We start from the raw sequence: 21,506 nt of genomic DNA, 5'->3' as shown, positions 1-21,506 counted from the left end.
GACGTTCTCAGAGCACCCCGACATCGTGTCCGGTATGACCACGACCTCGCCCCAGGGGCGCACCGAACTGCTGAGGCCGGACGGGAGCCCCGTCCGGGTGCTTGTGGTGGACGACGAGCAGTCCATCACCGAGCTGCTCTCCATGGCCCTGCGCTACGAGGGCTGGCAGATCCGCAGCGCCGGTGACGGCCACGGCGCCGTCCAGACCGCGCGGGACTTCCGGCCCGACGCCGTCGTGCTGGACATGATGCTGCCCGACATGGACGGCCTGAGCGTGCTGGGGCGGCTGCGCCGCGACCTGCCGGACGTGCCGGTGCTGTTCCTGACCGCCAAGGACGCGGTCGAGGACCGTATCGCCGGGCTGACCGCCGGCGGGGACGACTACGTCACCAAGCCGTTCAGCCTGGAGGAGGTCGTCGCCCGGCTGCGCGGCCTGATCCGGCGCTCGGGCGCCGCCGACCGGCGTTCCGAGTCCGTCCTCGTCGTCGGCGACCTCACGCTGGACGAGGACAGCCACGAGGTCACCCGGGGCGGCGACGGCATCCACCTCACCGCCACCGAGTTCGAGCTGCTGCGGTTCCTGATGCGCAACCCGCGGCGCGTGCTGAGCAAGGCGCAGATCCTGGACCGCGTGTGGTCGTACGACTTCGGCGGCCAGGCCAACGTCGTCGAGCTGTACATCTCGTACCTGCGGCGGAAGATCGACGCCGGACGCGAGCCGATGATCCACACCCGGCGCGGAGCCGGTTACCTGATCAAGCCCGCCGCTTCATGAGCCGACGGCGACGACCGCGGCCGCGGACCCTGCGGACCCGGCTCGTTGTCGCGTCGGTGGCGCTGATCGCCGTGGTCTGCGCGGTGATCGGGACCGTGACGACGGTGGCGCTGCGCTCCCATCTGTATGAGCAGCTGGACAAGCAGGTGGACGAGGTCGCGATGCGGGTGTCCGGGTTCGGGCCGCCCGGCGACCGCCAGCCGGGCGGCGGGGGCCCGCAGCGGATGGACCTCGACGAGTTCGTCACCCGCGGACCGCAGCCTCGCGGCACGATCGTCGCCGAGGTGCGGGACGGCGCCGTGGTCGACGCCAAGTACGGCAAGAGGGACGACGACAGCACCAACTTCAGCGGCACCAGCCCGGTCGCCCTCACCGAGGCGGAGCGCGCCGCGCTGGCGTCCGTTCCCCGGGACGGCGACCAGCACACCGTCGAGATCGGCGACCTCGGCGACTACCGCGTGGAGTACAAGGACGGCTACTACGCCGCCGTTCCGACCTCCGAGGTCACCAGCACCGTCAACACCCTGATCCTCGTAGAGGCCAGCGTCACCGCCGCCGGTCTCATCGCCGCCTCCCTCGCCGGGACCGTCATCGTCGGTGTCGCCACCCGCCCCCTGCGCCGGGTCGCCGCCACCGCCGGCCGGGTCTCCGAACTCCCCCTGCACGCGGGCGAGGTGAACCTCGACGAACGCGTCCCGGAGTCCGAGTGCGACCCGCACACCGAGGTCGGCCGGGTCGGGTCCGCCCTTAACCGGATGCTCGACCACGTGCACGGGGCGCTGCACGCACGGCAGGAGAGCGAGACGCGGGTACGGCAGTTCGTCGCGGACGCCAGCCACGAGCTGCGCACCCCGCTGTCCTCCATCCGCGGGTACGCCGAACTCACCCGCAGGGGACGCGAACAGGTCGGCCCCGACACCCGGCACGCGCTCGGCCGCATCGAGTCCGAGGCCGGGCGGATGACCCTCCTGGTCGAGGATCTGCTGCTGCTCGCCCGCCTGGACGCCGGGCGGCCGTTGCGGTTCGAGCGGACCGACCTCGTGCCGCTGGTCGTGGACTCCGTCAGCGACGCCCGCGCGGCCGGGCTCGACCACAACTGGCGGCTCGACCTGCCCGAGGAACCGGCACCCGTCGCGGCGGACGCCGCCCGCCTCCAGCAGGTGCTGGTCAACCTGCTGGGCAACGCCCGCAACCACACCCCGCCCGGCACCACCGTCACCGCGCGCGTGCGGGCGGGCGACGGCCGGCTGTGCGTGGACGTCGAGGACAACGGGCCGGGGATCCCGGCGGAGTTGCTGCCGCACGTCTTCGAACGGTTCGCGCGCGGCGACTCCGCGCGCTCCCGCGCCACCGGCTCGACGGGGCTCGGGCTCGCCATCGTGCACGCCGTGACGACCGCGCACGGCGGCGGTGTGACGGTCACGAGCGTGCCGGGGCGGACGGTCTTCACCGTGCGTCTGCCCGCGCCGCCTGACCCGGCCGGCGACCGGGCGCACTCACAGGCACGGCACAGCCTCACCACACGGGTGCGACAGGGGAGTTGAGAAGAGTCGGTCCCATGCGAACCGACTCTTCTCCCGGCTCCCTGCCGGCGCGGGAGCATCTCCCGGCCACAGGAGCCGGTACGCCTGTCCTGGACGTAGTGGTCCCCGTCTACAACGAGGAGAAGGACCTGCGGCCGTGCGTCCTGCGGCTGCACGAGCACCTCACCCGGACGTTCCCCTACGCCTTCCGCATCACCGTCGCGGACAACGCCTCCACCGACGCCACCGAGCACGTCGCGGCCCGGCTGGCGGCGGACCTCGTGGAGGTCAGGTCCGTCCGGCTGGAGCAGAAGGGCCGGGGCCGGGCCCTGCGAACCGTCTGGTCCGCCTCGGACGCCCCGGTCCTCGCCTACATGGACGTGGACCTCTCCACCGACCTCAACGCGCTGCTGCCGCTGGTCGCGCCGCTGATCTCCGGGCACTCCGACCTCGCGATCGGCTCGCGGCTCGCCCGCAGCTCGCGGGTGGTGCGCGGCGCCAAGCGGGAGTTCGTCTCCCGCACCTACAACCTCATCCTGCGCGGCTCCCTCCAGGCCCGCTTCTCCGACGCCCAGTGCGGCTTCAAGGCGATCCGCCGGGACGTCGCCCAGGTGCTGCTGCCGCTGGTGGAGGACACCGGCTGGTTCTTCGACACCGAGATGCTGGTGCTCGCCGAGCGTGCCGGATGCCGGATCCACGAGGTCCCGGTCGACTGGGTCGACGACCCCGACTCCACCGTGCACATCGTCCGGACCGCGACCGACGACCTCAAGGGCGTGTGGCGGGTCGGCCGGGCGCTGGCCACCGGCTCGCTGCCGCTGGACCGGCTGGCCCGGCCCTTCGGCGACGATCCGCGCGACCGTGAACTGACGGGCGTACCGCAGGGGCTGGCCCGGCAGCTCGTCGGGTTCTGCGTCGTGGGCGTCCTGTCCACCCTCTTCTACCTGCTCCTCTACAGCGGCTTCCGCCTCATCGCCGGCTCCCAGGTCGCCAACGCGCTCGCCCTGCTGGTCTCGGCGGTCGCCAACACCGCCGCCAACCGGCGGCTGACCTTCGGGGTGCGGGGCCGGGGCGGTGCCGTGCGGCACCAGGCGCAGGGGCTGGTCGTGTTCGCCATCGGCCTCGCGCTGACCAGCGGCTCGCTCGCCGCCCTGAACGCGGCGACGGCCGACCCGGACCACTCCACCGAGCTGGCGGTGCTGATAGCGGCCAACCTCGCGGCCACCGTCCTGCGCTTCCTGCTCTTCCGCGCCTGGGTGTTCCCGGACGCGGAGGAGTCCCGGTTCCCGGAACCCTTCCCCGACTGGAGCGACGCCGCCGTTGGCCCGCATCCGGTGCCGTCCGCCGACACTGCCCCGAGGAACGGACGATGACGACGTACTACGACCGGACACGGACGACGCCGACGGACCAGGACGGGACCACGGACGCCCTGGAGGCGCCTCCCAGAAGCGGCCAGGACCCCCGCTGGGTCCGCCCGGCCTTCCTCGGCCTGCTGCTGGCCACCGCGCTGCTCTACCTCTACAACCTGAGCGCCTCCGGCTACGCCAACTCCTTCTACTCGGCGGCCGTGCAGGCGGGCAGCGAGTCCTGGAAGGCGTTCTTCTTCGGCTCGCTCGACGCGGGCAACGCCATCACCGTCGACAAGCCCCCGGCCGCCCTGTGGCCGATGGCGCTGGCGGTGCGGCTCTTCGGGCTCTCCTCGTGGTCGATCCTCGTCCCCGAGGTGCTGATGGGCGTCGCGACGGTCGCCGTCGTGTACGCGGCCGTGCGCCGCCGGTTCGGCCCCGCGGCCGGCCTGATCGCCGGTGCGGTGCTGGCGCTCACGCCCGTCGCCGCGCTGATGTTCCGCTTCAACAACCCGGACGCGCTGCTGGCGTTGCTGATGTCCGTCGCCTGCTACCTCGTCGTACGGGCGCTGGAGGACGGCCGGACCAAGTGGCTGGTGTGGGCGGGGGTCGCGATCGGCTTCGCGTTCCTGGCGAAGACCCTCCAGGCCTTCCTGATCCTGCCCCCGCTCGCCCTCGTCTACGGCGTCTGCGCGCCGGTGCGGCCGCGCAGGCGGCTCGGGCAGCTCGCGCTGGCGACCCTCGCCATCGTCGTCTCCGGCGGCTGGTGGGTCGCGGTCGTGGAGCTGTGGCCCGCGTCGTCCCGCCCGTATGTCGGCGGCTCGCAGAACAACAGCTTTCTGGAGCTGACCTTCGGCTACAACGGCCTCGGCCGGCTCAACGGCGAGGAGACCGGCAGCGTCGGCGGCGGCGGTGGCCCCGGTGGCGCGGGCGGCGGGATGTGGGGCGAGACCGGCTGGGACCGGATGTTCAACTCCGAGATCGGCGGCCAGATCTCCTGGCTGCTGCCGGCCGCCCTGATCCTGCTCGTCGCGGGCCTGGTCGCCACGCGCCGCGCGGGCCGCACGGACACCGCACGCGGGTCCTTCCTGGTCTGGGGCGGTTCGCTCCTGATGACCACGGCCGTCTTCAGCTACATGGCCGGCATCTTCCACCAGTACTACACGGTGGCCCTCGCGCCCTACCTGGCGGCCGTGGTCGGCATGGGCGCCGCGGCGCTGTGGGAGCGGCGGGAGCGGATCTGGGCCTCGCTCGCCCTCGCGGCGGCCGTCACGGCGACCGCGGCGTGGGGATACGTGCTGCTCAACCGCACGCCGGACTACCTGCCGTGGCTGAAGTGGCTGGTCCTGGCCGGCGGTCTGGTGGCCGCGCTCGGACTGGTCTTCGCCGGGCGGCTGGGGCGCCGGATCGTCCTCGCGGTGGCCGGGCTGGGCCTCGTGGCGTCGCTGGCGGCGCCGACGGCGTACACGCTGAGCACCGTGCGGGAGGGGCACAGCGGCTCCATCGTCACGGCCGGTCCGTCCGGCGCGAGCATGATGGGCGGCCCGGGCGGTGGCGGCGGGGGCGGCCGGGGCGGCGGCGGTTTCCCCGGCGGCGGGAACGCACCCGGGCAGGGGCAGGGCCAAGGCCAGGGACAGGGCCAGGGCGGACCCGGGGGCGGCGGCTTCCCCGGCGGCGGGGGCGGCACCGCTCCCGGCCAGAACCAGCAGGGCGACGGCACCACGGGCAACGGCACCCCCGGCACCGGCACGGCCCCCAACGGCCAGGCAGGCGAAGGCGGCCGCACGGGCGCCGGCGGGATGGGCGGCGGCGCGGGCGGCCTGCTCAACGGCGCCCAGGTCGACTCCGAGGCCAAGAAGCTCCTGGAGACCGACGCCGGGGACTACACCTGGGCGGCCGCCGCGATCGGCTCCCAGAACGCCGCGAGCTACCAGCTCAGCACCGGCGACCCGGTGATGGCGATCGGCGGCTTCAACGGCACGGACCCGTCACCGACCCTGGCCCAGTTCAAGAAGTACGTGGCCGACGGCAGGATCCACTACTTCATCGGCGGCGGTGGCATGGGCGGTGGCATGGGCGGCGACTCCGGCACCGCGTCGCAGATCACCTCCTGGGTCGAGGCCAACTTCAAGGAGGTCACGGCCGGCTCGGCCACCTTCTACGACCTCACCCAGCCGAAGACGGACTGAGACCCTCGTGTTGTACAGCGTATGGGAAGTCCTCTACGCTGTACAACATGACGACGTCCTCCCAGGAACAGAAGGCCGCCCCCACGGTCCAGGGCCACCCGCAGCGCTGGCTGATCCTCGGTGTCATCAGCCTCGCCCAGCTCACGGTGGTCCTGGACAACACCGTGCTCAACGTGGCCATCCCCTCGCTCACCGACGAACTGGGCGCGGCCACCTCCGACATCCAGTGGATGATCAACGCCTACTCGCTGGTCCAGTCCGGCCTGCTGCTCACCGCGGGCAGCGCCGCCGACCGCTACGGCCGCAAGAAGATGCTCGCGACCGGCCTCGCCCTGTTCGGCCTGGGCTCGCTGGCCGCGGGGCTCGCGGAGACCACCGGTCAGCTGATCGCGGCACGGGCCGGGATGGGCGTCGGCGGCGCCTTGCTGCTGACCACCACGCTCGCCGTGGTCATGCAGATCTTCGCACCCGCCGAGCACGCGAAGGCCATCGGCATCTGGAGCGCGGTCAGCGCGCTCGGCTTCGCCTGCGGTCCGCTGATCGGCGGGTTCGTCCTTGACCACTTCTGGTGGGGCGCGATCTTCCTGATCAACCTGCCGGTCGTGGCCCTCGGTCTGGTCGCGGTCGTGACCCTGGTCCCCGAGTCGAAGGACCGGCGGGGCGACCGCCCCGATCTGCTCGGCGCCGTCCTCTCCACGATCGGGATGGCCGCGCTCGTCTACGCGATCATCTCCGGCCCCGAGCACGGCTGGACGTCGGGCAGGGTCCTGGCCACGGCCGCCGTCGCGGTGGGGGTGCTCGCCCTCTTCGCGTACTGGGAGAGCCGGATCCCGTATCCGATGCTCGACCTCCAGTTCTTCCGCGACCTGCGGTTCACGGGCGCGGTGGCCGGTCTTGTGCTGATCACCTTCGGGATGGGCGGCGCGCTGTTCCTGCTGACCCAGCACCTCCAGTTCGTGCTCGGGTACGGCCCGTTGGAGGCGGGGCTGCGGACGGCGCCGCTGGCCCTGACGGTGGTGTTGCTCAACTTCTCCGGGGTGGCGGCGAAGTGGCTGGCCCGGCTGGGCACGCCGGTGGCGGTGCTGCTGAGCATGGTGCTGATGTCGGCGGGCCTGGTGTCCATCGCCACGCTGGCCGGGCAGGGCTACGCCGGCACGCTGCTGGGGCTGCTGCTGATCGGCGTGGGGTGCGCGCTCGGCAACCCAGCCATGGCGCACGCCCTGATGAGCGCGATTCCGCCGGCCAAGGCCGGGGTCGGGGCGGGGGTGAACGGTACGTTGGCGGAGTTCGGCAACGGGCTGGGGGTGGCCGTGCTGGGGGCGGTCCTGAACTCGCGGTTCGCGGCGCTGGTGCCCGTCGCGGCGACGTCCTTGCCGGGCGCTCTGGCCGCGGCGGAGGGAGAGGCGGAGCGGGAGCGGGTGATCGACGCGTTCTCCTCCGGCCTTGAGAGCAGTCAGTTGGTGGGGGCGGTGGCCGTGCTGCTCGGTGGGGTGGTGGCGGCGGTGTTGCTGCGGCGGGCGGAGAAGGTGGCCGCCTGAGGGGCGGGGTGGCAGGGTAGTCGTGCGGCTGCCGGCCCGTCGTGGCTGGTCGCGCCGTTCCCCGCGCCCCTCACGGGGCGTCCGGCTGACCGGCGTTCGATGAGTCGAGGGAGAAGACGCGCATGGCGAAGGCAGGGCGGCAGGGCCCCCGGGCCAGTGTCTGGATGGCGGACGCGGAGCGCCGCGGCGGGCGGCGCGGCGGGCAGCCGTCGGGGCTGGACCGGGAGCGGATCACCGGGGCCACGGTCCGGCTGCTGGACGCCGAGGGGCTGGCAGGGTTCTCCATGCGCCGCCTGGCCGCCGAGCTGAACGTCACCGCGATGTCCGTCTACTGGTACGTCGACACCAAGGACGAGCTGCTCGAACTCGCCCTGGACGCGGTCTTCGGCGAGCTGCGCCACCCCGACCCGGAGGCCGGCCAGGACTGGCGCGCGCAGTTGCGCACGCTGGCCAGGGAGAACCGCGCCCTGCTGGTGCGCCACCCGTGGCTGGCCCCGCTGCTGGGCACGTACCTCAACATCGGGCCGCACTCGCTGGCCTTCTCCCGGGCGGTGCAGGCCGTCATGCGCGGCAGCGGCCTGCCCGAGCACCGGCTGACGGGGGCCATCTCCGCCGTCTTCCAGTTCGTCAACGGCTACGGCACCGTCGAGGGCCGCTTCCTCGCCCGGGCGGCGGACCACGGCCGGAGCCCGGACGAGTACTTCCAGGACTCGATGGACGCGGCGACCGAGGTGCCGGACACCGCGGACGTCATCGGGGAGGCCCAGGAGATCATGGCGGCCCGCGGCGGCGGCACCGTCGCGGAGATGCTCGACCGGGACTTCGAGTTCGCCCTCGACCTGCTGGTCGCGGGCATCGAGGCGATGGTCGAACGCGGCTGACCCCGCGTCAGCCGTCGCCCCCTGGGGGCTCTCAGTCGTCCGCCGCCAGCCGCGCCGGGAAGCCGCCCGTCGCCACCGGCCCCCACCGCTCCGGCGTCACCCGGACGATCGACTTGCCCTGCCGGACCATGGCCTCCCGGTACTCGTCCCAGTCGGGGTGCTCGCCGGAGATGTTGCGGAAGTACTCCACGAGCGGCTCCACGGAGTCGGGCGAGTCGATGACCTCCGCCGTGCCGTCGATCTGGACCCAGGGGCCGTTCCACTCGTCGCTGAGCACGAGGAGGCTGACCCGCGGGTCCCGGCGCGCGTTGCGGGTCTTGGCCCGCTCCGGGTAGGTGGAGACGACGATCCGGCCGGAGTCGTCGACCCCACAGGTCAGCGGCGACGCCTGCGGGCCGCCGTCGCCCCGCCGGGTGAGCAGGATCGCCCGGTGCCGGGGGCGGACGAAGTCCAGCAACTCGGCGAGGGAGACACGGGTGTTCGTCGCGATGTTCGGTGCCATACGGCCACCCTAGGCCGCCACGCCCCACCGAGGGGTCCGCCGTCCCGCCGATCGGGGACACGCCCCGCCCCGGCCACGGGGCACGGCGCCCGCCACGGCACGCCGCGCGTATCGCCGGCCGGGCCTAGGCCCCCGTGCGCACCGCCTCCGCGAGGTTGTCGTACACCGGGACGTCGCGGCGCAGGCCGGAGAGTTCCAGGACGCGGCTCGGTACGCCCTTCGGGGCGGCCACCACCCGTAGGCGGGCGTCGGCGGGCAGGCGGTGGCGTACCGCGGTGAGGAGGCGGACGCCCTGGGAGTCCATGAAGCGGGTCGCGGACAGGTCCAGGACGAGGAGGCGGAAGTCGGCGGACCGCTGGTCCACGGCGGCCATGATCAGGGGCAGCAGCCCCGAGGCATTGCAGAAGTCGATCTCGCCCGGCATGTCGAGCACCGCGCAGCCGGGTGGATCACACGGCTCGCGCGGCCCGCAGGGCTGGGGGAGGAAGGTCACAGCACTCACCTGACAGATGTCCGTCCGGCTTCCGGCCGGGCCGCTTCCTGACCCGCTCCCCATTCCACCACGCGGCCGGGCGGTACGGAAGGCGGCCGCCCGCTCCTTCGGCCGGGCGTCACCGGCACGCAACCAAGCAGCTAAAGTGCTGTTCGTCCTGTGCTCGCAGTCGGGAATGTGCTGCGGAGCTCTCCTGCGCACGGCCGTTTGGCCGGGCATGCCGAAGAGGTTCGTGGTGGCTGCGTCCGAATTTCCTGATTTGCCGCGTTTTCCGGTGGGCTTCGAGCTGGCCGAGTCCCTGACGGCGGCCGCACGCCACCTGCACGGGACGGGCACCCCCGACGACACCATGAGTGCCGCCGTCGAGCTGGCGGTGCGCGTGCTCCCCGACGCCGAACACGCCGGCATCGCGGAGATCCAGCGCGGCGGCCGGCTGCGCACCCTCGCCTGGACCGACGAGACCGTACGGTTCGCCGCCGAGCCCCGCCACGGCGGCGGCCACACCCCGCACCCGGACTGGGAGCGCCTGTGGACCACGCCCGTGGTGCGGACGGCCGACAGCGAGGCCGACGGCGGCGCCAACGCCCTCTCCGGCCTCGGCCTGCGCTCGGCCCTCTCGCTGCGGCTGCGCGCCGACCGGCGCCGCCTGACCGTGCTGACGGCGTACGCGCGTAAACCGCAGGCCTTCGACGAGGACGCCACCCGCATCGGACGGCTGTTCACCGCCCACGTCTCGCTCGCCCTGGACTCGGCGACCGTGCGCGAGCAGCTCACCGAGGCGATGCGCACCCGGGACCTGATCGGCCAGGCCACCGGCATCCTCATGGAGCGCCTGGACATCGACGCGGCCGGCGCCTTCGAGTCCCTGGTCAAGGCCTCCCAGCGGGAGAACGTGAAACTGCGCGACCTGGCCCGGCGCATCGTCGACGCGAACACGGGTTCGGGCGGCCGAGGCGTCAACGACCGGTGACGGGACAGACGTAGGGGCATGACCTCGGAGATCCCCGACACCCTCGACCGGGCGATGGCACGCAGCCAGGGACTCGACACCCTGCTGCGCGACGTGACCGACCGCGCGGTCGCGCAGGTGCCCGGCGCCGCCGCCTGCTCCATCACGGTGCGCCGGTCCGACCGGCTGATGACCCTGGCGGGCAGCGCGGGGCTGCCCAGCGGCCTGGACCTGCGCCAGTACGAGAACGGCTCGGGCCCCTGCGTGGACGCCGCCGAGACGGAGAGCCCGCGGTACGCCGCCGATCTGGCCACCGAGACGCGCTGGCCCGCCTACACGGAGTACGCGCTGGCCACCGGGGTGCGCTGTGTGCTGGCGCTGCCGCTGGCCGTCGAGGGGGAGACGGGCGCCGCGCTCAACCTCTACGGTCTCGAACCGGACTCCCTCGCCGACGGCCGGGACGCCGCCCGCGCGTTCGCCGAGCGGGCGGCGGCGGCCGTGAACGAGGCCCTGCGCATCGAACGGCAGCAGGCCTCCGCGGCCGACGTGCGCACCGCCCTGCTCTCCCGCAGCGTCATCGACCAGGCGGTCGGCATGATCATGGCCCGGGAGCGCATCGACGCCCACCGGGCCATGGAGCGGCTGCGCCGGGCCTCGCAGCACCGGAACGTCAAGCTCCGGGATCTCTGCGGCGAGCTGGTGGCCAGGGCGTCCGGCGCCGCGTCAGACGGCCGGCAGTGACTCCCCCTGGACCGCCTGGATGTCCAGCTCGACCCTGAGCGTCGTCCCGATGGCGGCGATGCCGGCCTGGACGACCTGGTTGTAGTTCATGGCGAAGTCCTCGCGGCGCAGCTCGGTCGTCGCGCGGAACGCCGCCCGGACGCCGCCCCACGGGTCGGCGCCGGTGCCGAGGTAGGCCAGGTCCAGGTCGACCGGGCGGACCACGCCGTGCAGACCCAGCTCGCCGTGGACGGTCCAGCGGTCGGGACCGGCCTCGGACACCCCGGCGGAGCGGTAGGTGATCTCCGGGAACCGCTCGACGTCCAGGAAGTCCGGCGAGCGCAGGTGGGTGTCGCGCATGCCGTTGCCGGTGTCGATGGAGGCGGCCCGGATCACCGCCTCGACCCGGGACTTGGACACGTCGTCCGGCGCGATCTCCACGAGGGCGGCGAAGTCGGTGAAGCGGCCCCGCACGCTGGAGATGCCGAGGTGCTGGGCGACGGCGGAGACGGCGGAGTGCGCCGGGTCGACCGTCCACGGTCCGGGCGGCGGCAGTTCGGTGCCGCCGTGCCGGGCCAGCGTCACCGGGCCGACCTCGGCCCGGCCGCTCGCGGTGACGATCGCGCTGGACGCGGCGGGCGCGTACCCGACCGCCGTGACGATGACGGTGTACGCCCCCGGCGCGAGCGGGGTGGCGTTCCGCACGGTGCCCTCGGTGTCCGCCTCGGCGCGCAGCACCTGAGTGCCGGTCATGTCGGTCACCGTGACGACCGCGTGCGACACGGCCCATCCGTCCCGCGTTCGGATCCTCGCGGTCAGTCCCATCCCGTTTTCTCCCTGCAAAGGCTCAGAAAGTGGTCGTAAAGAAGCCGGCCCGTGGTGGGCGGGCGCGCCTCCGCTCAGAGCGCGCACGCCACCACGGGCCGGGGACTCGCTACTCGCCGGGGTGGGCGAGTTCGATGTCGTGGCCGTCGGCACCCGGCCCGGCGACCGTCAGGGCGGTCGCCACCGGCGGGTAGCCGGTCGCGATGACGGTGTACTCACCGGCGTCCAGGTCGGTGAAGGCGTACGCCCCGTCCGCGCCGGTGGTGGCCGTGCCGACCACGTTGCCCGCCGCGTCGACCAGGGTGACGCGGGCGTCGGCCAGCGGGCCGTGCGGCGCCCGGACGGCGCCCTGGACCCGGGCTCCCGCCTGGAGGTCGACCTCGACCCGGGTGACCCCGGTGCCGCCGACCTCGACCGGCAGGGCGCGCGGCCGGTAGCCGACGGCGTTGACCGCGACGGTCACCGTGCCGGGCACCAGCTCGGCGAAGGAGAACTCGCCCTGCTCACCGGTGGCGGCGCTGGCCAGCAGGTCGCCGCGGACATCGGTCACGATCACCATGGCGTCCTTGACCGGCAGCCCGTTCTCCAGCGCCCGGACCAGGCCGGTCAGGCCGCTGGTGCCGCTGAGCAGGATGTCGAAGGCGACCGGCTCGTCGTTCACGACGATCGTGGAGGCCTGCGGCTGGAAGCCGTCGGCGGAGGCGATCAGGACGTACGATCCCGCGCTCGGCGCGTCCAGCACGTAGGAGCCGTCGGCCTGGGCGACCGACCGGCCCAGCTGCCGGCCCGCCAGCGAGATCAGCGTGACGGCGGCCTGCGGGACCGGGGCGGACTCGGCGCCGCGGACGAAGCCGCGGACGGCGATGCCACTGGCCACGGGTGCCATCGGCGCACCGGAGCCGGTCGCCGTGGCGACGGCGCCGAGCCGCTGGGTGGCCGCGCTCGCGGCGACCTGGGTGTCCGAGACGGCCGACGGGGCGGAAGACGCCGCCACGGCCGCCATCGCACCGGCCGGGACCGGCTCGCCGGCGATCCGGGTCGCCTCGGCCGGGGTCCCCGCCACCGGCGGGGTGGACTCGGCGGCGGCCTCCGCGGCCTGGGCGAGGGCGCCCGAGGTGCGCAGCGGGACCTCCTTGATGAACAGGGTCACCAGGAAGCCGAGCAGGGCGATCGGGGCGACGTACAGGAAGATGTCGGCGATGCCGTGCCCGTAGGCGCTCTCCAGCCACTCGCGGATGCCGTGCGGCAGCAGGTCCATGTCGGGGATGGCGCCGCTGCCGGCGGCCTTGGCGGCGGCCGCCTGCTCCTGCGGGCTGAGCTGCCCGATGGTGTCGGAGGCGTAGTGGCTGATCCGGGTGGACATCACGGAGCCGAGCACCGAGACGCCCACCGCGCCGCCGAGCGACCGGAAGAAGGTCACCGTGGAGGAGGCCGCGCCCAGGTCGCTCGGGGCCACCTGGTTCTGCGTGCAGAGCACCAGGTTCTGCATCATCATGCCGACGCCGAGACCCATCAGCGCCATGAAGATCGCGATGTGCCAGTACGCGGTGTCGTAGCGCATGGTGCTGAGCAGGCCCAGGCCCGCCGTGAGCAGCACGCCGCCGGCCAGCAGCCAGCGCTTCCACTTGCCGGTCTTGGTGATGACGATGCCGGAGACGGTCGACGAGATGAACAGGCCGCCGATCATCGGGATCGTCATGACGCCCGACATGGTCGGGGACTTGTCCCGGGCCAGCTGGAAGTACTGGCTGAAGTAGACGGTGCCCGCGAACATCGCGATGCCGACGAACAGCGAGGCCAGCGAGGCCAGCGCGATCGTGCGGTTGCGGAACAGCCGCAGCGGGATGATCGGCTCGCTCGCCTTGGACTCGACGAGCAGGAAGAGCAGCGTCAGCACGACCGCGCCGCCGACCATGGCGCCGGTCTGCCAGGACATCCAGGAGTACTTGTCGTCGGCGAAGGTGACCCAGACGAGCAGCAGGCAGACGGCCGCCGTGACGAAGAAGGCGCCGGCCCAGTCGACCTTGACCTTCCGCTTGACCACGGGCAGGTGCAGCGTCTTCTGCAGCACGATCAGCGCGAGGATGGCGAAGGGCACGCCGACGTAGAGGCACCAGCGCCAGCCGAGCCAGCTGGTGTCGGTGATGACGCCGCCGAGCAGCGGGCCGCCGACGGTGGCGACGGCGAAGGTCGCGCCCAGGTAGCCGGAGTAGCGTCCGCGCTCACGCGGGGCGATCATCGCGGCCATGATGATCTGCGCCAGGGCGGAGAGACCGCCGGCGCCCAGGCCCTGGATGGCCCGCGCGGTGATCAGCATCGCGGGGTTCTGCGCCAGACCGGCCACGACGGAGCCGATGACGAAGACGATCAGGGCTATCTGGACCAGGGCCTTCTTGCTGAACTGGTCCGCGAGCTTGCCCCACAGGGGGGTCGAGGCGGTCATCGTCAGCAGCGAGGCGGTGACGACCCAGGTGTAGGCGCTCTGGCCGCCGCCGAGGTCGCCGATGATCTCGGGCAGCGCGTTGGTGACGATGGTCGAGGACAGAATGGCGCAGAACATGCCGAGCAGCAGCCCGGACAGCGCTTCCATGATCTGCCGGTGCGTCATCGGAGCGTCTCCGTTGGAGCCTCCCCCGTGCTTGGCATGAGCCCGCACACCGGCTGGTGTGGTCGTTGCCATGGACTTCCTTTGCTTACGTGGTGATCGCGGGTGTACGGGTGGACTGTTCGTCCCCGGACAGTGCGGGAGGCCGGACCGCGGGGGTCCGGCAGTCGTCGAAGCTGGCCCTGAGGCGGGCCATGAGCCGGGAGAGCTGACCGACCTCGTCGTCGGACCAGTCGCTCAGCCGGTGGGCGAGCAGCTGGGTGGTCCGCTCGGCGATGTCGTCGAGCTGGGCCTGCCCCTCGGGCGTCAGACGCAGGATGCGCGAGCGCTTGTCGGCGGGGTCGGGGGAGCGTTCGATCCAGCCCCGGTCCGCGACATGGGCGACATGGCGGCTGGTCACCGACATGTCGACGGCGAGCAGCTCGGCGAGCTTGCTCATGCGCATGTCCCCGTGCCGGCCGAGCAGTGTCATCACGGCGGCGGAGCCGCCGGGGCAGTCGGCCGGCAGCAGCCGGCCCATCTCCCGCTTGACGGCGCCGAAGGCGCTGAACTGACGGATCAGCTCCTCGTACTGCGCCTTCCCGGCCATGCGCGCACCTCCCGATTCGTTGCTTAGGGCAACGATAAGTTCCGTTGGTTGCTACAGGCAAACAAAAACGGTCACCGCGCCATAAAAAGTTGGCAAAGGCAAGTATTACGAAAGTAAACGCGCAGGTGGCGGCCTGTGGGCCGGGGCAAGGCCGGTCGGGAGCCCCGCACTTGGGCGGCACCCGCGGATTCGCTAGTGTCTCGGCCCATGGCTAACAACCAGGGCCCCCAGGGCACCAACGACCCCGCAGGCAGCACCCAGATGTTCCGCGCGTTCGTCGACGACGCCCCGCAGACCCGCCAGGCGGCCCCCGCCGCCTCCGCCGGCCCCCGCATCGGCCTGATCGTCGGCATCGTGGCCGCGGTGGTCGTCGTCGCGGCGGTGGCCTGGCTGGCACTGGGCTAGACAGCACGGGGCCTGGCCCGCGGGCGGGCAGGTATCCCCACGGGCGCGCGGCCCGGCCGGCTCGGTGTGCCCGTAGGCTCGGCGTCCGGGTGGGCTGCGTATCCCTTCGGCCCGGGCGCGGCTCGGTGCGGCGTTGACCTGCCGGCCGACGTCGGGGTGGCTCGGTGTGCCCGTGGTCCGGCGGACCGGGGCCGGGCGGCTCGGTGTTCCCGGGGCCTGGGGCCGGCACCCGGGCGGGGTTGGTGTCTCCATGGCCCGACTGGCCGACGGCATGCTCGCCCCGGCACCCCCCCACCCGTGCGGGGCAGTCAATCCCCGGAGCCGGTCCTAGACACCCGGCACAGCCCCCGCGCCCGGCCGAGACAGTCACCCGCGCCTGGGCGGGACGGGCACCCGCACCCGGGCAGGGAACAGGCGCCCGGCACAGCCCGCGCCCGGCCGGGACGGGCACCCGGCACAGCCCCCGCGTCCGGCCGAGACAGGCACCCGGCCCACAGCCCCCGCGCCCGACCGGGACAGTCACCCACGCCTGGGCGGGACGGGCACCCGCGCCCGGGCAGGGGGACGGGCACCCGGCACAGCCCCCGCGACCGGCCCGGACGGGCACCCGGCACAGCCCTCGCGCCCGGCCCGGACGGGCACCCGGCGCAGCCCCCGCGTCCGGCCGAAACAGGCCCCCGGCCCCAGGGCCATGACCGGCACCCCGGCGCGCGACGGCGGCCGTCGTGGCACCCCCGAGGTGCCGCGGCGGCCGCCGGGCTGTCGTTGTCGCGGCGCAGTTGGCCAAGGGCGCGCCGCAGGGATCCCGCTCAGTCGGAGATGAGGCCCTCGCGCAGTTGGGACAGGGTGCGGGTGAGGAGCCGGGAGACGTGCATCTGCGAGATGCCGACCTCCTCGCCGATCTGCGACTGGGTCATGTTGGCGAAGAAGCGCAGCATGATGATCCGGCGCTCCCGGGGCGGCAGCTTGGCCAGCAGCGGCTTGAGGGACTCGCGGTACTCCACGCCCTCCAGCGCCGTGTCCTCGTAGCCCAGGCGGTCCGCCAGCGAACCCTCGCCGCCGTCGTCCTCCGGGGCGGGGGAGTCCAGCGAGGAGGCGGTGTAGGCGTTGCCGACCGCGAGGCCGTCGACGACGTCCTCCTCGGACACGCCCAGCACGGCGGCCAGCTCGCCGACCGTCGGGGACCGGTCCAGCTTCTGGGACAGCTCGTCGCTGGCCTTCGTCAGCGCCAGCCGCAGCTCCTGGAGGCGACGCGGGACGCGCACCGACCACGAGGTGTCGCGGAAGAACCGCTTGATCTCGCCGACGACGGTCGGCATCGCGAACGTCGGGAACTCCACGCCCCGTTCGCAGTCGAAGCGGTCGATCGCCTTGATCAGGCCGATGGTGCCGACCTGGACGATGTCCTCCATCGGCTCGTTGCGGGAGCGGAAGCGCGCGGCGGCGTATCGCACCAGCGGGAGATTGAGCTCGATCAGGGTGTCCCGGACGTAGCCGCGTTCCGGACTGTCCTCGTCGAGCGCGGCGAGCCGCAGGAACAGGGAGCGGGACAGGGTGCGGGTGTCGATGGCCTCCGTGGCCGGAAGGGTCTGGGCCGGCACGGCGTCGAGGGTCGGAACGGCTTCGATGGCCTGGACGTCATCGACGGGGCCGAGCGCCTCGATCGTGTCGGGCGCGGTCTCGCTCTCCGCGAGCGCGAGCACCTTCGAGCTGCCCTGGTCTGCGGACATGCCACCCCCTTTGGGTCGCGGGACGGTCACGGCACACGCTCCCACGCCGGGAACGCAGCCTTCACCTGAATACCGGAGCCGGGGCTCCGGCAAACGCGTCTCCGGCAGAATGTCACATGTCGGCAACGCGCTGTAGTGACATGTCGACATCCGAGACACGAATACCCCCTGGAAACAGGGGGTCTGACGGCCTTTCAGCCCGATTGGGCGAGCAACGGCCCTGGTGAGCGATTCGCTCGCCCCGGTGACGTCTCGCTCGCGCTTTCGACCGCGCTCCGAGTCCGTTCCGAGGTTACGCGTCGATCCGGTTCGCGGACCTCAATCGCTGGAAACTACGCGCCAGTAGCCGCGACACGTGCATCTGGGAGACGCCGAGTTCCGCGCTGATCTGCGACTGGGTGAGGTTGCTGTAGTAGCGCAGCAGCAGGATCCGCTGCTCCCGCTCCGGGAGCTGGACCAGCAGGTGCCGTACGAGGTCGCGGTGTTCGACGCCGTCGAGGGCCGGGTCCTCGTAGCCGAGCCGGTCGAGCAGCCCGGGCAGCCCGTCGCCCTCCTGGGCGGCCTCCAGGGAGGTGGCGTGGTACGACCGTCCCGCCTCGATGCAGGACAGCACCTCGTCCTCGGTGATGCGCAGCCGCTCGGCGATCTCGGCGGTCGTCGGGGACCGCCCGAAGGAGGTCGTCAGGTCCTCGGTCGCGCTGTTGACCTGCACCCACAGCTCGTGCAGCCGGCGCGGTACGTGCACCGTGCGGACGTTGTCGCGGAAGTACCGCTTGATCTCGCCGACGACGGTCGGCATCGCGAAGGTGGGGAACTGCACACCCCGCTCCGGGTCGAAGCGGTCGATGGCGTTGATGAGCCCGATGGTGCCGACCTGGACGACGTCCTCCATCGGCTCGTTGCGGGAGCGGAAGCGGGCGGCGGCGTAGCGCACCAGCGGGAGGTTGGCCTCGATGAGCGCCGCGCGCACCCGGTCGTGCTCCGGCGTGCCCGGGGTGAGGCCCTTGAGTTCACCGAAGAGCACCTGGGTCAGGGCCCGGGTGTCGGCGCCCCGGCTGCGCGGGGGCGCGGGGGCCTCCGGTTCCTGGGGCTGGGCCTCGGTCGAGGCCTGGGCAGGCGGTGCGGGCGGTGCTTGAGGCGCAGTACTGGCCGGCACGGTCAACTCCACCTCGTGATCAGTCAGCTCTTCCGTCAACTCATCCGTCAAAAGCGGTCATAGCATCACAAGACATGTCCACTGTGTGCAAGCACCGCATAACGCCGTGTTGAGTGAACGCGGAACGGCCCCGCACCGGGCAGGTGCGGGGCCGGGGAGCGCGCGGGCCGGGGGACGCGGGCCGTATCGGAGCCCGTCCGGCGCTAGAACTCGTAGTCGGCGATCACCCAGGTGGCGAACTCGCGCCAGAGCGCGACGCCGGCCTGGTGCGCCGGGTGTTCGAGGTAGCGGGTGAGGGCGTCGGCGTCGTCCACGGCCGAGTTGATGGCGAAGTCGTGGGCGATGGGCCGGTCGCTGATGTTCCAGCCGCACTCCCAGAAGCGCAGCTCCTCGATCTGGCCGCCGAGCGCCCGGAAGGCCTCGACGCCCTTCACGACGCGCGGGTCGTCGCGCTCGACGCCGTCGTTCAGCTTGAACAGCACGAGGTGTCGGATCATCACTTTCCTCCGTTGGCGGCCCAGGTCATGAAGTCGCCGACGGAGCTCGCCGCGTCGGATATGCCCTGGAAACCTATCTGGACGTAGTCGGCGGCCTTCGCCGGATCCGTGATGATCACATACAGCGCGAAGACCACGAGCACGTAGACGGCGATCTTCTTCGAGTTCACCGCCACCGCGGCCTCCCCTGTCCCTTTCGACGCACGCCTTTCGGTCGAACATGATCGCACGAAGGGCCCCGTCTTTCGACGGGGCCCTTCAAGAGCGGTAGCGGAGGGATTTGAACCCTCGGTGACTTGCGCCACACTCGCTTTCGAGGCGAGCTCCTTCGGCCGCTCGGACACGCTACCGAGAGAGACCTTACAACAGAGTGCGGCCTGGTTTGAAATCGGTTGTGGACGCCCGGCACGGGGCCGTCAGCGGTCCCGGAAGAAGTCCGTGAGCAGCAGGGCGCAGTCGTCCGCGAGCACGCCCTCGATCACCTCGGGACGGTGGTTGAGCCGCCGGTCGCGCACGACGTCCCACAGGGATCCGGCCGCGCCCGCCTTGTCGTCGCGGGCGCCGTAGACGACGCGGTCCACGCGGGACTGCACCAGCGCGCCCGCGCACATCGTGCACGGCTCCAGGGTGACGACGAGCGTGCAGCCGGCCAGCCGCCACTCACCGAGCACCGCCGCGGCCCGCCGGATCGCCAGGACCTCGGCGTGGGCGGTCGGGTCGCCGGTGGCCTCGCGTTCGTTGTGCCCGGCCGCCAGCACGGTCCGGCCGTCCGGCGCCAGCACGACGGCGCCGACCGGGACGTCCCCGCCCCGCGCGGCCCGCCCGGCCTCGGCCAGGGCGAGCCGCATCGCGGTCCGCCACCGGTCGCGCACCGGGTCGGGCGGTACGGCGCTTTCCGTGTCGTCCTCCTGCTCCGGTCCGGTCAGCGGACGGTCTCCAGCACGTCGGAGGCGCCCAGCGCCTCGGCGATCTCGCCGACCGCGTCCCCGGACATCGAACGCAGTTCCTTCTCGCTCACGCCGAGGTCGTCGAGGACCTCCGGGTCACCGACCGGGCCGTGCGGCACGGCCTCGCCGGCGCCGGCGGCACCGTCGGCGCCCTCGGACCCGTCCTCGTCGTCGTCGGACTCGCCGTCCTCGGTGCCGTCGAGGTCGAGGGCGTCGAGGTCGTCGTCGTCACCGGGGTCCCGGCCGAGCAGTTCGTCGGTGAGCAGGATCTCGCCGTAGCTGCTGCGGGCGGCCGCGGCGGCGTCCGAGACGTAGATGCGCGGGTCCTCCTCGCCGTCCACCCGGACGACTCCGAACCACGCGTCCTCCTGCTCGATCAGCACGAGCACCGTGTCCTCGTCGGGTGAGGCCTCCCGGGCCAGGTCGGCCAGATCCGACAGGGTCTCCACATCGTCGAGCTCCGTGTCGCTCGCTTCCCACCCGTCTTCGGTGCGCGCGAGCAGTGCGGCGAAGTACACCGTGACTCTCCCACTGGTCATAGGCGTGCCGGTTGGGGGTCCCCCCGGCGGAGGCTGTGGGCGGGGGAGCGGTGCTCCGAGCCCACCCACTCGGAATCGTGGCAGAAACAAGGCGCTCAGGGGACGTCTTCGGAGCCCTGTGTCCGGCAGTTTTGACCGGAGTCCCGAGAAGTACCTACCCGGGCAGCCGCCCTGTCGCCGCCACGTGCGGATCGTACGCGGATTCTCCCGGGTCCCCGCGTACGTCCGTTCCGACCAACGTCGGCGCGGCGCGCGATCTTCCCCTGCCGGGGCGGAAAGTCACCAGCGGAAGGTGCGCATACGCATCGCGTGCCGCAGCCGGGCGACCTTGACGCGGCGCGGCTGCACGCGGTCCCGCAGCTCACGGGCCTCCGCGAGGTCCCGCAGGAACTGGGCCCGGCGCCGTCGCCGCTCGGCCCCCCGGTCCCGCTCCGTCTCCGTACCGCGTCGTGTCCCAGGCTCCTCGCCGCGGGACGGCATGTCGTGGAAGTTCCGGTCAGGCACAGTCTCACCACCCAGTGTCCGTCCCTCCCACCTTCCCCCGCCCGGGCGGTTTGACTCCGGCGAATGAGTGGCGCGGCGGTTCGGTGGCTTGCCCGCCGCGGGGACGACGGCCCACGGGGCCCGGTTACTGTGGGGGACATGCGTCTCCACGTCGTCGACCACCCCCTGGTCGCCCACAAGCTCACCACGCTGCGCGACCAGCGCACCGACTCCGCGACCTTCCGCCGCCTCGCCGACGAGCTGGTCACCCTGCTCGCCTACGAGGCCACGCGCGACGTGCGCACCGAACAGGTCGACATCCGCACGCCGGTCTCGCAGACCACGGGCGTCAAGCTCTCCCACCCGCGCCCGCTGGTGGTGCCGATCCTGCGGGCCGGTCTCGGCATGCTCGACGGCATGGTCCGGCTGCTGCCGACCGCGGAGGTGGGCTTCCTCGGCATGATCCGCAACGAGGAGACGCTCCAGGCCTCCACCTACGCGACCCGCATGCCGGAAGACCTCTCCGGTCGCCAGGTGTACGTCCTGGACCCGATGCTGGCCACCGGCGGCACCCTGGTCGCGTCGATCCGGGAGCTGATCAAGCGCGGCGCCGACGACGTGACGGCCGTGGTGCTGCTCGCCGCCCCCGAGGGCGTCGAACTGATGGAGCGCGAGCTGGCCGGCACCCCGGTGACCGTGGTGACGGCCTCGGTGGACGAGCGTCTGAACGAGCAGGGCTACATCGTCCCGGGCCTCGGCGACGCGGGCGACCGCATGTACGGCGCGGCCGAGTAGCACCCGCAGGGCCGCG

22 protein-coding genes and 1 tRNA gene are annotated in these 21,506 nt (G+C 72.7%); 10 read left to right on the top strand and 13 right to left on the bottom strand.

Translation table 11 applies throughout. The features are described from left to right. The first annotated feature begins 34 nt into the window (after window positions 1-34). From ACFC1X_RS19685 to ACFC1X_RS19660, 6 genes are all read left to right on the top strand, one after another. Window positions 35-775, top strand: coding sequence for a response regulator transcription factor (locus ACFC1X_RS19685; RefSeq protein ID WP_376355313.1), 741 nt, complete (start codon window positions 35-37; stop codon window positions 773-775). Further along, complete coding sequence (locus tag ACFC1X_RS19680; protein WP_376355311.1) at window positions 772-2,319, top strand: sensor histidine kinase; 1,548 nt, start codon at window positions 772-774, stop codon at window positions 2,317-2,319. Before ACFC1X_RS19685 ends, ACFC1X_RS19680 begins: the two co-directional genes overlap by 4 nt. Window positions 2,320-2,333: 14 nt before the next feature. Further along, window positions 2,334-3,671 carry a glycosyltransferase gene (locus tag ACFC1X_RS19675; protein WP_376355309.1) on the top strand — a complete coding sequence of 446 codons (1,338 nt, stop codon included), beginning with the start codon at window positions 2,334-2,336 and terminating at the stop codon, window positions 3,669-3,671. Next, window positions 3,668-5,836: an ArnT family glycosyltransferase gene (locus tag ACFC1X_RS19670; protein ID WP_376355307.1), complete on the top strand. Its 2,169-nt coding sequence runs from the start codon at window positions 3,668-3,670 to the stop codon at window positions 5,834-5,836. Before ACFC1X_RS19675 ends, ACFC1X_RS19670 begins: the two co-directional genes overlap by 4 nt. A gap of 47 nt (window positions 5,837-5,883) precedes the next feature. Then, window positions 5,884-7,374 (top strand): MFS transporter, encoded by a 1,491-nt coding sequence (locus ACFC1X_RS19665; RefSeq protein ID WP_376355306.1) that lies wholly within the window; start codon window positions 5,884-5,886, stop codon window positions 7,372-7,374. A 122-nt stretch (window positions 7,375-7,496) separates the two neighbouring features. Beyond that, window positions 7,497-8,255, top strand: a complete 759-nt coding sequence (locus tag ACFC1X_RS19660; RefSeq protein ID WP_376355304.1) for a TetR/AcrR family transcriptional regulator — start codon at window positions 7,497-7,499, stop codon at window positions 8,253-8,255. 31 nt (window positions 8,256-8,286) lie between these two features. Here ACFC1X_RS19660 and ACFC1X_RS19655 read toward each other — a convergent pair whose 3' ends face one another. Together ACFC1X_RS19655 and ACFC1X_RS19650 are read right to left on the bottom strand one after the other, a co-directional pair. After that, on the bottom strand, window positions 8,287-8,757 hold the full coding sequence (locus ACFC1X_RS19655; RefSeq protein WP_122616469.1) for a PPOX class F420-dependent oxidoreductase: 471 nt from the start codon (window positions 8,755-8,757) through the stop codon (window positions 8,287-8,289). Window positions 8,758-8,881: 124 nt separating this feature from the next. Then, complete coding sequence (locus ACFC1X_RS19650; RefSeq protein ID WP_376355302.1) at window positions 8,882-9,250, bottom strand: STAS domain-containing protein; 369 nt, start codon at window positions 9,248-9,250, stop codon at window positions 8,882-8,884. 217 nt (window positions 9,251-9,467) lie between these two features. On the opposite strand from ACFC1X_RS19650, the gene ACFC1X_RS19645 reads away from it, so the two are divergent. Together ACFC1X_RS19645 and ACFC1X_RS19640 are read left to right on the top strand one after the other, a co-directional pair. After that, window positions 9,468-10,220 (top strand): ANTAR domain-containing protein, encoded by a 753-nt coding sequence (locus ACFC1X_RS19645; RefSeq protein ID WP_376355300.1) that lies wholly within the window; start codon window positions 9,468-9,470, stop codon window positions 10,218-10,220. An 18-nt stretch (window positions 10,221-10,238) separates the two neighbouring features. Next, on the top strand, window positions 10,239-10,940 hold the full coding sequence (locus tag ACFC1X_RS19640; protein WP_376355298.1) for a GAF and ANTAR domain-containing protein: 702 nt from the start codon (window positions 10,239-10,241) through the stop codon (window positions 10,938-10,940). On the opposite strand, the gene ACFC1X_RS19635 is transcribed toward ACFC1X_RS19640, so the two are convergent. From ACFC1X_RS19635 to ACFC1X_RS19625, 3 genes are all read right to left on the bottom strand, one after another. Beyond that, window positions 10,923-11,744 (bottom strand): YceI family protein, encoded by an 822-nt coding sequence (locus tag ACFC1X_RS19635; protein ID WP_376355296.1) that lies wholly within the window; start codon window positions 11,742-11,744, stop codon window positions 10,923-10,925. The two genes, ACFC1X_RS19640 and ACFC1X_RS19635, sit on opposite strands and share 18 nt — an antisense overlap. A gap of 109 nt (window positions 11,745-11,853) precedes the next feature. Further along, complete coding sequence (locus tag ACFC1X_RS19630; protein ID WP_376355294.1) at window positions 11,854-14,424, bottom strand: MFS transporter; 2,571 nt, start codon at window positions 14,422-14,424, stop codon at window positions 11,854-11,856. A 13-nt stretch (window positions 14,425-14,437) separates the two neighbouring features. Continuing rightward, complete coding sequence (locus ACFC1X_RS19625) at window positions 14,438-14,938, bottom strand: MarR family winged helix-turn-helix transcriptional regulator (protein ID WP_122616464.1); 501 nt, start codon at window positions 14,936-14,938, stop codon at window positions 14,438-14,440. 207 nt (window positions 14,939-15,145) lie between these two features. On the opposite strand from ACFC1X_RS19625, the gene ACFC1X_RS19620 reads away from it, so the two are divergent. Next, a complete protein-coding gene (locus tag ACFC1X_RS19620; protein WP_376355292.1) occupies window positions 15,146-15,343 on the top strand; it encodes a hypothetical protein in 198 nt (65 codons plus the stop codon). An 809-nt stretch (window positions 15,344-16,152) separates the two neighbouring features. On the opposite strand, the gene ACFC1X_RS19615 is transcribed toward ACFC1X_RS19620, so the two are convergent. From ACFC1X_RS19615 to ACFC1X_RS19580, 8 genes are all read right to left on the bottom strand, one after another. Then, window positions 16,153-17,073, bottom strand: coding sequence for an RNA polymerase sigma factor SigF (locus ACFC1X_RS19615; protein ID WP_122616462.1), 921 nt, complete (start codon window positions 17,071-17,073; stop codon window positions 16,153-16,155). 292 nt (window positions 17,074-17,365) lie between these two features. Continuing rightward, window positions 17,366-18,229, bottom strand: a complete 864-nt coding sequence (locus ACFC1X_RS19610; RefSeq protein WP_376355290.1) for an RNA polymerase sigma factor SigF — start codon at window positions 18,227-18,229, stop codon at window positions 17,366-17,368. A 203-nt stretch (window positions 18,230-18,432) separates the two neighbouring features. After that, window positions 18,433-18,726, bottom strand: coding sequence for a Dabb family protein (locus tag ACFC1X_RS19605; protein WP_376355288.1), 294 nt, complete (start codon window positions 18,724-18,726; stop codon window positions 18,433-18,435). Further along, on the bottom strand, window positions 18,726-18,902 hold the full coding sequence (locus tag ACFC1X_RS19600) for a hypothetical protein (protein ID WP_376355286.1): 177 nt from the start codon (window positions 18,900-18,902) through the stop codon (window positions 18,726-18,728). Before ACFC1X_RS19600 ends, ACFC1X_RS19605 begins: the two co-directional genes overlap by 1 nt. A gap of 89 nt (window positions 18,903-18,991) precedes the next feature. After that, window positions 18,992-19,076: transfer RNA gene (locus ACFC1X_RS19595), tRNA-Ser, on the bottom strand. A 66-nt stretch (window positions 19,077-19,142) separates the two neighbouring features. Continuing rightward, complete coding sequence (gene tadA, locus ACFC1X_RS19590) at window positions 19,143-19,574, bottom strand: tRNA adenosine(34) deaminase TadA (RefSeq protein ID WP_376355527.1); 432 nt, start codon at window positions 19,572-19,574, stop codon at window positions 19,143-19,145. A gap of 74 nt (window positions 19,575-19,648) precedes the next feature. Further along, complete coding sequence (locus ACFC1X_RS19585) at window positions 19,649-20,191, bottom strand: hypothetical protein (protein ID WP_376355525.1); 543 nt, start codon at window positions 20,189-20,191, stop codon at window positions 19,649-19,651. Between the two features lie 300 nt (window positions 20,192-20,491). Then, window positions 20,492-20,716, bottom strand: coding sequence for a hypothetical protein (locus tag ACFC1X_RS19580; RefSeq protein ID WP_376355284.1), 225 nt, complete (start codon window positions 20,714-20,716; stop codon window positions 20,492-20,494). 138 nt (window positions 20,717-20,854) lie between these two features. Between ACFC1X_RS19580 and upp the strand changes: the two genes are divergently transcribed. After that, window positions 20,855-21,490 carry a uracil phosphoribosyltransferase gene (gene upp / locus ACFC1X_RS19575; protein WP_031036926.1) on the top strand — a complete coding sequence of 212 codons (636 nt, stop codon included), beginning with the start codon at window positions 20,855-20,857 and terminating at the stop codon, window positions 21,488-21,490. Window positions 21,491-21,506: the final 16 nt, after the last annotated feature.

The organism is Streptomyces sp. NPDC056128, assembly GCF_042263835.1.
In the GTDB taxonomy this organism is placed as follows: Bacteria; Actinomycetota; Actinomycetes; order Streptomycetales; family Streptomycetaceae; genus Streptomyces.
Note: the sequence above shows the minus strand (reverse complement) of the source record. Positions and strands in the feature narration are given on the sequence as shown.

Bases quoted from the DNA above. Each gene is read 5' to 3' on its own strand.
- ACFC1X_RS19685 (WP_376355313.1), top strand. From the start codon at position 35: ATGACCACGACCTCGCCCCAGGGGCGCACCGAACTGCTGAGGCCGGAC.
- ACFC1X_RS19680 (WP_376355311.1), top strand. From the start codon at position 772: ATGAGCCGACGGCGACGACCGCGGCCGCGGACCCTGCGGACCCGGCTC.
- ACFC1X_RS19675 (WP_376355309.1), top strand. From the start codon at position 2,334: ATGCGAACCGACTCTTCTCCCGGCTCCCTGCCGGCGCGGGAGCATCTC.
- ACFC1X_RS19670 (WP_376355307.1), top strand. From the start codon at position 3,668: ATGACGACGTACTACGACCGGACACGGACGACGCCGACGGACCAGGAC.
- ACFC1X_RS19665 (WP_376355306.1), top strand. From the start codon at position 5,884: ATGACGACGTCCTCCCAGGAACAGAAGGCCGCCCCCACGGTCCAGGGC.
- ACFC1X_RS19660 (WP_376355304.1), top strand. From the start codon at position 7,497: ATGGCGAAGGCAGGGCGGCAGGGCCCCCGGGCCAGTGTCTGGATGGCG.
- ACFC1X_RS19655 (WP_122616469.1), bottom strand. From the start codon at position 8,757: ATGGCACCGAACATCGCGACGAACACCCGTGTCTCCCTCGCCGAGTTG.
- ACFC1X_RS19645 (WP_376355300.1), top strand. From the start codon at position 9,468: ATGCCGAAGAGGTTCGTGGTGGCTGCGTCCGAATTTCCTGATTTGCCG.
- ACFC1X_RS19640 (WP_376355298.1), top strand. From the start codon at position 10,239: ATGACCTCGGAGATCCCCGACACCCTCGACCGGGCGATGGCACGCAGC.
- ACFC1X_RS19635 (WP_376355296.1), bottom strand. From the start codon at position 11,744: ATGGGACTGACCGCGAGGATCCGAACGCGGGACGGATGGGCCGTGTCG.
- ACFC1X_RS19630 (WP_376355294.1), bottom strand. From the start codon at position 14,424: ATGGCAACGACCACACCAGCCGGTGTGCGGGCTCATGCCAAGCACGGG.
- ACFC1X_RS19625 (WP_122616464.1), bottom strand. From the start codon at position 14,938: ATGGCCGGGAAGGCGCAGTACGAGGAGCTGATCCGTCAGTTCAGCGCC.
- ACFC1X_RS19620 (WP_376355292.1), top strand. From the start codon at position 15,146: ATGGCTAACAACCAGGGCCCCCAGGGCACCAACGACCCCGCAGGCAGC.
- ACFC1X_RS19615 (WP_122616462.1), bottom strand. From the start codon at position 17,073: ATGTCCGCAGACCAGGGCAGCTCGAAGGTGCTCGCGCTCGCGGAGAGC.
- ACFC1X_RS19605 (WP_376355288.1), bottom strand. From the start codon at position 18,726: ATGATCCGACACCTCGTGCTGTTCAAGCTGAACGACGGCGTCGAGCGC.
- tadA (WP_376355527.1), bottom strand. From the start codon at position 19,574: ATGCGGCTCGCCCTGGCCGAGGCCGGGCGGGCCGCGCGGGGCGGGGAC.
- upp (WP_031036926.1), top strand. From the start codon at position 20,855: ATGCGTCTCCACGTCGTCGACCACCCCCTGGTCGCCCACAAGCTCACC.